At 46.0% G+C, this 10961-nt stretch carries 10 protein-coding genes; 9 read left to right on the top strand and 1 reads right to left on the bottom strand.

Features of this window, described 5'->3' with window-relative positions; translation table 11 throughout:
• The 3 genes from hemC to ACKPQ4_RS06200 all read left to right on the top strand — a co-directional run.
• On the top strand, window positions 1–678 hold a 678-nt coding region (gene hemC, locus ACKPQ4_RS06210), incomplete at its 5' end, for a hydroxymethylbilane synthase (protein ID WP_407680333.1).
• The gene (gene cobA, locus ACKPQ4_RS06205) at window positions 660–2207 is read left to right on the top strand and encodes a uroporphyrinogen-III C-methyltransferase (RefSeq protein WP_407680332.1); all 1548 of its coding nucleotides are present in this window, start codon (window positions 660–662) and stop codon (window positions 2205–2207) included. The genes hemC and cobA, both read left to right, overlap by 19 nt.
• On the top strand, window positions 2204–2854 hold the full coding sequence (locus ACKPQ4_RS06200) for a phosphoribosylanthranilate isomerase (protein ID WP_407680331.1): 651 nt from the start codon (window positions 2204–2206) through the stop codon (window positions 2852–2854). Before cobA ends, ACKPQ4_RS06200 begins: the two co-directional genes overlap by 4 nt.
• A gap of 12 nt (window positions 2855–2866) precedes the next feature.
• Here ACKPQ4_RS06200 and ffh read toward each other — a convergent pair whose 3' ends face one another.
• Entirely contained in the window at window positions 2867–4273 is a 1407-nt protein-coding gene (gene ffh / locus ACKPQ4_RS06195) for a signal recognition particle protein (RefSeq protein ID WP_407680330.1), read from the bottom strand.
• A gap of 108 nt (window positions 4274–4381) precedes the next feature.
• Here ffh and serA point away from each other — a divergent pair, with 108 nt between their 5' ends.
• From serA to ACKPQ4_RS06165, 6 genes are all read left to right on the top strand, one after another.
• On the top strand, window positions 4382–5977 hold the full coding sequence (gene serA, locus ACKPQ4_RS06190) for a phosphoglycerate dehydrogenase (RefSeq protein WP_407680329.1): 1596 nt from the start codon (window positions 4382–4384) through the stop codon (window positions 5975–5977).
• Between the two features lie 36 nt (window positions 5978–6013).
• Entirely contained in the window at window positions 6014–6649 is a 636-nt protein-coding gene (gene plsY, locus ACKPQ4_RS06185; protein WP_407680328.1) for a glycerol-3-phosphate 1-O-acyltransferase PlsY, read from the top strand.
• An 11-nt stretch (window positions 6650–6660) separates the two neighbouring features.
• On the top strand, window positions 6661–7995 hold the full coding sequence (locus ACKPQ4_RS06180) for a homoserine dehydrogenase (protein ID WP_407680327.1): 1335 nt from the start codon (window positions 6661–6663) through the stop codon (window positions 7993–7995).
• Between the two features lies 1 nt (window position 7996).
• Window positions 7997–9211 carry an aspartate kinase gene (locus tag ACKPQ4_RS06175; RefSeq protein WP_407680334.1) on the top strand — a complete coding sequence of 405 codons (1215 nt, stop codon included), beginning with the start codon at window positions 7997–7999 and terminating at the stop codon, window positions 9209–9211.
• A gap of 17 nt (window positions 9212–9228) precedes the next feature.
• Entirely contained in the window at window positions 9229–10584 is a 1356-nt protein-coding gene (gene thrC, locus ACKPQ4_RS06170; RefSeq protein ID WP_407680326.1) for a threonine synthase, read from the top strand.
• An 87-nt stretch (window positions 10585–10671) separates the two neighbouring features.
• Window positions 10672–10961 (top strand): hypothetical protein (locus ACKPQ4_RS06165; RefSeq protein WP_407680325.1); only part of this gene is annotated, 290 nt, incomplete at its 3' end.

Below are 10961 nucleotides of genomic sequence, written 5' to 3'. Positions count from 1 at the left end.
TTTACGAAGGAACTTGAACTTGCTTTACTCGATGGTCGAGCCGATCTTGCAGTACACAGTGCTAAGGATATGCCAACGGAGATGCCAAAGGGTTTGGAATTGGCTGCTTTTCTTAAGCGAGAAGATCCGAGCGATGTTTTGGTATTTAAGGAGGATTGCCCTGAGCCCAAAGCCATAGCCTCGGGAAGTCCGAGAAGAAGAGCTCAGGCAACTCGGTTGTTTCCCCAAGCGAAGTGGATGGAATTACGAGGAAATGTAGAAACGCGTTTGCAAAAAATTTCTCAAGGTAGAGAAGCAGATGCGAGTCTACTTGCAGCCGCGGGATTGAATCGTTTAGGCATTCGTGCATTTCCTGGTTTGTCCTTTCGAAAATTAAAATTAAACGAAATGGTTCCGGCTCCGGGCCAAGGAGCGATCGCTCTACAAACTCGTTCCGAAGATGTTCGTTATTTTAATCAAGTTAGCGATAAATCGACTGAAAGAGCGGTCAAAATTGAGAGGGCCGTTTTGGTTGCTTTAGGGGGCGGTTGCCAAGTAGCATTGGGAGCTCATTTCTCTGAAACGAGCGATAAACTGGCCTTTTTTCATGAGAATTGTGGGATTAAAACTTTGACGATTGCCGGGAGGGAAGAATCGGATTGGATTAAAGAAGTCATAGAATGGACAAAAATCAACTAAGCGAAGGCATTGTTTACCTAGTGGGTGCAGGTCCTGGAGACCCCGGATTATTAACTCTTAGGGCTCGTTCCCTAATCGAAGGATGTGATGTCTTGGTATACGATCATTTGGCAAATCGAAAACTTCACGACTGGGCATCGGCAGGATGTGAACGAATCGATGTCGGCAAAAGTCCGGGGCGGCACACCATGGAGCAATCTGAGATTGGGGAAATACTTGTTGCCAAGGCACAAGATGGATTGAAGGTCGTGCGTTTAAAGGGCGGAGATCCTTTTGTGTTTGGTCGTTGTGCGGAGGAGATGCTTGCGTTGGATGAAGCCGATGTGCCTTATGAGGTAGTTCCTGGGGTAACGGCTGCTTTAGCTTGTGCTGCTTATGCAGGTATTCCCTTATCTCACCGGGACTTTGGTTCCTCCATTTCCTTTCTTACTGGTCATGAGGATGTGGCTAAGGAATCCTTACGTGTTGATTTTGCAAAGTTTGCTGAAGTCGGGGGTACCCTTTGTATTTACATGGGGATGAGCAAACTTGAAGAGATCGTAGAAAAATTGCTCGTTGGTGGATTATCAAAAGATCGGCCTGCCGCTGTGGTCTCACAAGGCACCTTGCCTGGTCAGAGAAAAATCCTTGCTCCCCTTGGGGAATTGGTTGAGCAAGCTAGGGTGGGCGACTTAAGCGCTCCTGCCATTATATTTGTGGGAAATTCAATCGGCCTGGCTCGTTCTTCAACTTGGTTTGACCGGGCACCTTTATTTGGGCGTCGAATAGTCCTTACCCGGGCAAGCGGTCAGAAGAGCAAAATGCGAAGCAGACTTGAAGAACTCGGAGCAGAAGTGATTGACTTACCTTTAATTAAAATCGAACCAGCAGAAGATCGAAAGCTTGTAGCTGAGGTATTTGCAGGTATTGCCACTTATGAATGGGTAGTTTTTACAAGTGCTAATGGGGCTAAGGCCTTTATGGAAATTTTCTTTCGTGCCTATTCAGATATTCGAAGCTTTGGACCTATGCGGATTGCTTGTGTCGGAGAATCTACAGCCGAGGTCTTACAAGCCTATCAACTCGATATCGAACTTATTTCTCAGGATTCTACTGCTGAAGGATTAGCGAAGGAATTGATTGGTACCGATAGTTTAGATAGTGCCAATGTATTGGTCATCACGGGTAATCGGAATCGGGAAATTTTGGTGGATGTTTTGGAGGGAGTCGGTCGGGCAATTGTCGACACCTTACCTGTATACCAGACAGATTTTGCAGATGTTCTGGAAGCTCCTGTTCTTAGTACATTTCTTAAAAATGGTGCTGACGCCATCATTTTCACCAGTTCCTCTACCGCTCTTTCGTATGTAGAACAATCGGATGATTTAATTTTTGAGGGAGGTGCTCGAAAGCCTATTCTTTGCAGCTTTGGGCCGCAAACATCCAAGACATTGAAGGAGAACGATTTAAAGATTGATTTGGAGGCATCCCATCCGAGCACTGATGGTTTGATTGATGCTTTAGTTGAGCATTTTTCTGCGTCTGGATGAGGCCAAAAATAGTTAAGGTCTGCGGGATTACCCGATCTGAAGATATTCGGATATGTCAGGATGCCGGAACGGACGCCCTTGGCTTTATTTTTCACCCGGCTTCTCCGAGGAACCTTTCCATGGAACAGTACGAACGTTTGATCGCTGAAATAAACTTTGAGAGTACTTGTAAAGTCGCAGTAGCGGTTACCCCCGATATGTCACGAGTCCGCGAATTTATCGAAGCCGGTTTCGATAAGTTCCAATTTCATTTTCCAAGTGGGTTTTCATTAGATAAGATTGCTGAGTGGTCAACATTGGTCGGGCGTGCCAATCTATGGCTTGCTCCACGCCTGAGTAAGGTAGATGAATTTTGCCTGGAATATTTGACCTTTGCCAAGTCCATCCTCATGGACGCTTACACAATTGATGCTTACGGAGGAACCGGGAAGCAAGCCGATTGGGAAAGGTTTAAAAGGTTACGGGTTGACCATCCCGGATATCAGTGGATTTTAGCCGGGGGTCTTGGACCGGATACCTTGAATGAAGCGGTCCGCCAGGCTGAGCCGGATGGAATTGATTTGAATAGTGGTTTGGAGAGTAGTCCGGGAATCAAGGATGCAGATAAAATAAAGGCTGTATTTAATCTGCTTTCCGAAAAATTTTAACTCACAAAGGTCTTATTTAAATTGCTTAGCGAGCTTGGCTAATTGTTTTGGGTCCATCCCGTCAAGGTCAGGCAAGCCACCACCACCTCCGCCACCAAAGGCATTCATTAATTGTTTCATCTTTCCGCCTTTCATTTTCCTCATCATTTTTTGCATTTGGGAAAATTGTTTAATTAATAAATTAACGTCACGGATTTGAACACCTGCTCCATCGGCGATTCTTTTTCTTCGGGATCCGCCAATGATTCGGGGGAAGCGGCGTTCTTGCTTGGTCATCGATAAAATAATGGCTTCGTGCCGCCCGAGTGCGGCTTCTTCTTTGTCGCCTACTTGAACATTACCCATACCTGGAAGCATCTGTGCAATCGAACCCATGGACCCGAGTTTTTTCATTTGCCTCATTTGGGTAAGGAAATCCTCAAAGTCGAATTCGGCTTTGAGCATTTTCTCGGCCATGCGAGCAGATTCCTCTTCATCGAAATGTTCCTGCGCTTTTTCAACCAAAGACACAACATCTCCCATTCCTAAAATCCGGGAGGCCAGGCGGTCCGGATGAAAAGCTTCAAATTCATCAATTTTCTCGCCTGTCCCCATGAACTTGATTGGAGCCCCTGTGACTTTCTTCATGGAGAGGGCGGCACCTCCACGGGCATCTCCATCTATTTTGGTCAAAATGATACCGCTCAGTCCTAAGCGTTCGTGAAAAGTTTTGGCTACATTTACTGCCTCTTGTCCTAGGGCTGCGTCGGCAACTAAGAGGATTTCATGCGGATCAATTTCTTTCTTCAGACGATCTAATTCGTCGACCAAATTATCGTCAATTTGCAGACGCCCCGCAGTATCAAAAATGACGAGGTCCGAACCGTTAGATTTCGATTTTTCCCAGCCCGCTCTTGCGATGGCAGAAACATCCTTACTTTCCCTGTCCAGGTAACATGAAAAATTCTCTTGTTTGGCAAGAAATTCCAATTGATCGATGGCAGCAGGTCGGTAAACATCGCAAGCAACCAACATTGGGGTCCTGCCATCCTTGACGAGATGCTTGGCTAGTTTTGCTGAGGTGGTAGTTTTTCCTGCCCCATGCAAGCCAACCATAAGAACGCGTAATGGACGGTCAGTATGGAGAGCAGAATTCCCCTCGCCGAGTAATCTGACCAATTCATCGTTGATAATTTTTACAACTTGTTGACCAGGTTCGACGGACTTTAACACTTCCTGGCCTAAACAAGCACTTTTAACTTCATCCACAAATTCACGGGCTACCTTGAAGTGAACATCAGCTGATAGAAGTGCCTTGCGTACTTCAGTTAGGGCATCGGAAATATTATCCTCAGACAGTTTACTTTTTCCACCAAGGGTTTTGAGGACCCCGCTTAATTTATCCGACAAGTTTTGAAACATATCAAAATACAATGTCATCGAGGGCTGGATGGGGAAAGCCATAAATCTTACAGGTGGCTTTACTCGTTGCCAAAAGGAGGATTTAAAGTAGGTTAAACCTTTCTTTTTAAATACCTTTCAGCACCTATGAAGATTCTAGTAGCGGATCGCATCTCTCCACTCGGAGTAGAGTTTTTGCAAAAGCAAGATGGCTTTGAAGTAGTCGAAGCCTATGGTTTATCACCTGATGAGGTGGTTGAGCAAGCCCGCGAGGCTTATGCCATTATCGTTCGAAGTGATACTCGGGTAACCAGGGAAGTTATGGAAGCCGCTCCTATGCTTAAAGCAGTCGGTCGAGCAGGCGTAGGAGTCGACAATATTGATATCGATGCTGCTACCGAGCGGGGAGTCATCGTTATGAACACCCCTGGTGGGAATACCATCGCCACTGCAGAACTTACTTTCACCCACATGCTTTGCGGTACTCGGCCTGTTGTTCGCGGTGTCTCGGGCATGCGCGATGGAAAATGGGAACGTAAACAGCTTAAAGGGGCGGAGTTAAGAAATAAGACCTTGTCTATCTTAGGCCTTGGGCGAATTGGCGCCGAAGTGGCCAAACGTGCCCGGGCATTTGAGATGACTGTGATCGCTTATGATCCTTACCTAACCGAGGAACGGGCCAAGGAATTGGAAATTGAAAAGGTCGACTTGGACGACGCCTTCGCCCGTGCAGATTATCTTACCGTACACATGCCAATGACGGCTCAGACCAAAGGAATTGTCGATGAGGCTGCTTTTGCCAAAATGAAGGATGGTGTTCGTGTATTCAATTGTGCCCGTGGTGGAATTATCAAGGAATCTGCTCTAATTGAAGCCTTGAAAAGCGGAAAAGTTGCAGCTGCCGGACTAGATGTTTACGAACAGGAACCTCTGCCTGAAGATCATGAATTTCGTAGCCTTGAAAATTTAAACCTTACTCCCCACTTGGGTGCCTCGACCGAGGAAGCCCAAGAAAGTGTAGGGGTAGAAATTGCGGAAGCTATTGCTGAGGTGTTGCAGGGCGGTCGCATTCGTAATGCCATTAATATGCCCTCGATCGACCCGAAGGATTTGCAAACCCTCAGCCCCTATTTAGAGCTTTGCATGCGCCTGGGTGCATTTGCCCGACAAGCTGCTCGAGAAACTGTTCAGTCCTTACACATCACATACTGGGGGGGGATGATTGATTTTGATACCATTCCCTTAACCCGTGCCGTTCAAAAAGGCTGGCTCAATGGAATTGCAGGGGATGAAGGTGTAAACGATGTCAATGCCCCCTATAAGATAAAAGCGTTGGGCATAAAAGTAGAAACCACTAAGTCTTCCTCCTCTGCGGATTATAATGAATTGATCGAGGTGCGAACTATTGATTCCAATGGGAAGGAACAATCGGTTCGGGGTACGATTATTGGAAAGAATGCTGATCCGAGAATTGTTGAGGTAGATGGAGAAGCCATCGAGGCCCGCCCTGTGGATACCTTACTTGTGGTGAGAAACTTGGATAAGCCAGGGATTGTGGGGAAAGTGGGGTCGATACTTGGTCAGTTTGGAGTCAATATAGCTAACATGTCTCTGAGCCGGTCCGAGGGTTCTGAGTCAGCACTAACTATTTTGGAATTAGACGAAGAGCCCGCGGCTGAAGCAATTGAACAATTGGTCGCCGATGCGGATATTCAGGAAGCCCGGGTATCTCGACAGAAATAGGCCCTTAGCGAATACTTTAATCTAGTACTTCAAAGCATGTTAAGCGTAGAGACAATATCCGTTTTAATTATCGGTTATTTGATCGGATCGGTTCCATGGGCTGTGATTGTGGCCAAGCGTTCGGGTGTTGATATTTTTTCTGTTGGCAGTGGAAATCCTGGGGCTACCAATGTTTTACGGACTCTCGGTAAACCTTCGGGTTATTTGGTGTTTTTCCTCGATTTTCTAAAGGGTGTACTGGCAGTTTGTTGGTTTCAAATTCCCTTATTTTCTTTTTCAGGTGACTCCTCACTAGCTTTGTGGGGTTTGCCCGCAGCGGTGCTCGGTCATACCTATCCGTTGTTTACTAAGTTCCGTGGAGGTAAGGGAGTTGCAACTGCGATGGGCGGATTATTGGCCTTAATGCCTGCCTGTTTACTGATTGGATTATTTGTATGGGGTCTTACCTTTTATCTTACTCGGTATGTGGCCGTTGCTTCTATTGCTTTTGGTTTAAGTTTACCTGTATGTGCGATTATAGGCATATCTGCTGATGAGCCTGGAGGTGGTGGCAAAACTTTTTTGGCCTTTATTGTGATGGGATGGATTGTTTGGAGGCACCGGGCCAACCTCCTTCGTTTGCGCCAAGGAACTGAAAACAGATTTGAGCGTAAAGATAAAACCAAACGATAACCATTTGTCAGATGAATAATCAAGCACAGGATACCCCAAAAGAGTTAAAGGTGGGCATATTGGGTTTTGGAACTGTTGGCCAGGGGACATGGAAACATTTATTGGAAAATAGTAAGTTCTGGCCCAAAATATTGGGGTCAAAATTGGTACCCACACGGGCATCAGTCCGCTCTCTTGAGAAGGAACGCAGCGTTGCAATTCCGGCCGAATGTTTGACCACTGATTCTGCCTCAATCGTAAACGATCCAGAAATAGATTTAATTTGTGAACTTATTGGAGGGATTGAGGAAGCAAAGGAATTGACCATACAGGCATTTGCTCAAGGGAAATCTGTGGTTACGGCAAATAAGGCTTTGATTTGCGAACACGGTGAGGAACTTTTTCGCTTAGCTGAAAAAGCTGGTGTAGGCTATGGATTTGAGGCAAGTGTTGCAGGAGGTATTCCCATTATTAAAGTACTGCGTGAAAGTTTAGTCGCTAATGACTTTCCCCTTATTTATGGAATTCTAAACGGAACTTCTAATTACATTCTTACCCGGATGGAGAAAGAAGGTGCAAGTTTTGAAGATGTCCTGGGAGATGCCCGTGAACTCGGCTATGTGGAGGCCGACGAAGCTCTTGATTTGGATGGAGTGGACGCTGCCCACAAGGCTGTGATTCTTGCCTACTTGGCCCATGGAATATGGGTCGATTTAAATGAAGTAACAGTTGAGGGTGTACGGCGGATTTCTAATGAAGACTTAGCAGCTTCTGAAACTCTTGGCTGTCGTATAAAACTGATCGGAGTAATCCGAAGAAATTTTGAAAACAATCATGTATCCGTAGCAGTTCACCCGGCATTAATTCCAGTTGAGGAGACCATTGCTCGTACTGATGGAGTGCACAACGGCATATGCCTGAATGGATCGGTGGTGGGCACTGTTGTCCTGACCGGTCGTGGAGCAGGGCAGGACCCTACTGCTAGCTCAGTAATTTCTGATTTGGTCGATGTGGTCAAGGGTATGCAAGGCCTTTCATCGATGCCTAAATTATTACATGTATCCCCCGAAGAGTGTTCCATGGCAACACCCCAGGAAATTGCGGGTAGATTTTATTTACGTCTCTCGGTGGATGATCGTCCAGGGCAGTTGGCCAAAGTTGCAGATTGCCTTGCCGACCGTGGCATCAGTTTAGCCACGGTCTCTCAAACCCCCCATGAGAATAATCAGCCAGCAAGCCTGATATTAACGACCCATCAAACCAACGAGCATTCCATTGACCAAGCGTTGGGTCAATTGGAGCAACTACCTGGGGTTATGGATAAGCCCGTACTCTTTCGAATGTTTGATCCGAACGGAATATTTTAAGATGAATGTGGTGGTACAGAAATACGGAGGTACTTCGGTGGCGGATGTTGACCGTATTAAAAAAGTGGCTCGTCGAGTTAAGTTAGCGGTTGATTCTGGCTATGGGGTATTGGTTGTCGTTTCGGCACGGGCAGGAGTCACCAATCAACTTATAGAAAGAGCCAAGGCTATTCAGAAAAATCCATCTGAGCGTGAACTTGATATGCTTATGACCTGTGGAGAGCAGGAGACGATCGCTCTGCTTTGTATGGCATTACACACAATCAAGGTCCCTGCAATTTCGAGAACTGGATGGCAAGCGGGAATCCAGACCGAGGGTTTACACGCAAAATCGCGTATACGCGAAGTCACCGGCGGGGATTTGCGCAAGCAATTGCGTGCTGGAAATGTGGTGGTGGTTGCCGGCTTTCAGGGCGTGAATGACAAAGGAGATGTTACTACTTTTGGTCGGGGTGGTTCAGATCTCAGTGCGATCGCTTTGGCGGGTACTTTAAGGGCAAAGGGTTGTCAGATTTTTACAGATGTTGAGGGTGTATACACTGCAGATCCACGCATTGTTCCTGATGCGCGCAAAATCTCCGAAATTAGTTACGAAGAAATGCTCGAACTTGCAAGCAGTGGATCAAAAGTAATGCAGACACGAGCGGTGGAATTTGCCCAGAAACACAATATTCCATTTGAGGTACGATCAAGTTTCTCAAAAAAATCCGGAACCATGGTAAAAAAGAAAGTAAAATCGTTAGAGGATATGCTCGTAAGCGGCGTAGCCACAGACAAAAACCAAGTGCGTATTAGCGTGACCGAATTGCCCGACCGCCCAGGTGCTGCTGCTGCCGTATTTAAGGTGATGGCTGAAGCAGGAGTGGTCGTGGATATGATTATTCAAAATGTTGGCCGCCAAGGATTGGCCAATCTTTCCTTTACTGTTCCTTCAGAAGATGCGTTCCGGGCAGAAAAAGCACTTAAGGAACATTTTGCTGATGGCAACGGGGGTAAGCTCGGAAAGAGTACCAATATTGTTAAGGTATCTGTGGTTGGCGTAGGCATGCGTTCTCACTCTGGAGTTGCTGCCACTTTTTTTGATGCTCTTGCTAATGAAGGTATCAACATGTTGATGATCAGTACCTCGGAGATTAAGATTTCTGTAGCGGTTGAACCGAAAAGCGGGGATGAAGCAACTCGAGTGGCTCATCAAGCCTTTGGGTTGGGTAAGTAATTCAGTTTAGATCGAGCATGCGCTACCTCAGTACACGTGGAGGAGTCGAGCCGGTTAGCTTTAGTGAAGCAGTGGCCCAGGGACTGGCTCCCGATGGAGGGTTGTATTTGCCCGAAACTTTTCCGGACTTAGCAAGTGAATTGAATGATTGGGCAAGCTTGTCATATCCAGATTTATGTCATGCTTTCTTCAGGAAATTTGCGACCGATCTAGATGATGAAGATTTGCGAAAAGCAATCCATTCGGCTTACAAAAACTTTTCCGACCCAGGTATCGCTCCGCTTGTTCGCTTAAATGAAAGTTGGCAGGTCTTGGAACTGTTTCATGGTCCAACCCTTGCATTCAAGGACTTTGCTCTGCAACTGCTCGGGAACCTTTACGAGTTACAGATTAAAAGGACAGGAAAAAAACTTTGCGTGCTCGGTGCGACTTCTGGAGATACTGGTGCGGCTGCCATATCTGGTTTGTTAGGGAAATCTGGGGTAAAGGTTTTTATCCTGTATCCTGATGGCAAGGTTTCACCGTTACAAGAGCGTCAAATGACCTGTACTGGAGCGGAAAATGTATTTCCTTTGGCAATCGAGGGAACCTTTGATGATGCCCAACGAACAGTGAAAGAACTTTTTGGTGATCTTGCTTTTCGTGAATCGATTGGCTTGTCGGCCGTCAATTCAATCAATTTAGCCCGGATACTTGCTCAGTCGGTCTATTATTTATATGCCTGGTTGCGATTGGACCCTGCTATCCGAAACCAGACTACTTTTGTTGTTCCAACTGGAAACTTTGGTAATGTATTTGCCGGCTGGCTACTCACGCAAATGAATGTGCCTATAGGTGGATTTCGTGTGGCAACAAATAAGAATGATGTCTTACATCGCTTGTTTGATTCAGGGGAGTATGAATTAGGCTCAGTTTCACCAAGTTTGGCACCTTCTATGGATATTCAGGTGGCATCCAATTTTGAACGCCTGCTGTTTTATTTTTTAGAGGGTAATTCACAGCGGGTACGCGAGGTGATGAATTGTTTTCGCTTAGAGGGTAGATACGCTTTCGAAAACTTTTCCATTCCCGGATTTTCCAGCTCCTGTACAACGGATAAGGAGATTCCCGAAATTATTGGAAATGTTTGGAATGAATATCAGTACTTGGTTGATCCGCACACAGCATGTGCCTTTAAAGATCTGCCTAAGGATCAACCTTCGGTGGTTTTAGCCACGGCACATCCGGCGAAATTCCCACAGGTTTTTGAGGATGCTGGACTTAAAATCCCGATATCTCCTGTGCTTGAAGCATTGCTGGATCGAAAACCAGTCAAGCATCGGGTAGATGTTAATCCTTCAAGTGTACGCTCGTTTATCGAGAGTAAATTTTAAGATAAGGGTATTATAAAACTCTCCAGTCCTTTGGCCGGATATGAGAACACAGTGAGGAAGGATATCGTATTTTTAAGAGGGGGGGGCTTGGGTGATTTTATCCTTACTCTTCCATTATTAAAGGTTGCTTACCAGCAAGGCTTCTCGATTAGTCTGTACGCCAATGAAAATTACCTTTCTCTTTTAGGTAAGGAATGGAATTGGCTGCAGATAAAAGACCTCGATGAATTGTGCGGTAAAGCTCCCCCCATTTTAAAAGGGTCTCAAGTGGTTAGTTTTTGGAATGATTCGGATTGGAAAAAGGAAATGATAAATGCAGGTGCGTCCTTTACAACATCTCTCAACCCAAGACCGAGAGATGGGCAATTATTCATCCT

Source organism: Candidatus Chordibacter forsetii (assembly GCF_964187505.1).
GTDB lineage: Bacteria > Verrucomicrobiota > Verrucomicrobiia > Opitutales > Seribacteraceae > Chordibacter > Chordibacter forsetii.
This window is presented reverse-complemented; position numbering and strand designations above follow the sequence as displayed.

Bases quoted from the DNA above. Each gene is read 5' to 3' on its own strand.
- serA (WP_407680329.1), top strand. From the start codon at position 4,382: ATGAAGATTCTAGTAGCGGATCGCATCTCTCCACTCGGAGTAGAGTTT.
- cobA (WP_407680332.1), top strand. From the start codon at position 660: ATGGACAAAAATCAACTAAGCGAAGGCATTGTTTACCTAGTGGGTGCA.
- ACKPQ4_RS06175 (WP_407680334.1), top strand. From the start codon at position 7,997: ATGAATGTGGTGGTACAGAAATACGGAGGTACTTCGGTGGCGGATGTT.
- plsY (WP_407680328.1), top strand. From the start codon at position 6,014: ATGTTAAGCGTAGAGACAATATCCGTTTTAATTATCGGTTATTTGATC.
- ffh (WP_407680330.1), bottom strand. From the start codon at position 4,273: ATGACATTGTATTTTGATATGTTTCAAAACTTGTCGGATAAATTAAGC.
- thrC (WP_407680326.1), top strand. From the start codon at position 9,229: ATGCGCTACCTCAGTACACGTGGAGGAGTCGAGCCGGTTAGCTTTAGT.
- ACKPQ4_RS06200 (WP_407680331.1), top strand. From the start codon at position 2,204: ATGAGGCCAAAAATAGTTAAGGTCTGCGGGATTACCCGATCTGAAGAT.
- ACKPQ4_RS06180 (WP_407680327.1), top strand. From the start codon at position 6,661: ATGAATAATCAAGCACAGGATACCCCAAAAGAGTTAAAGGTGGGCATA.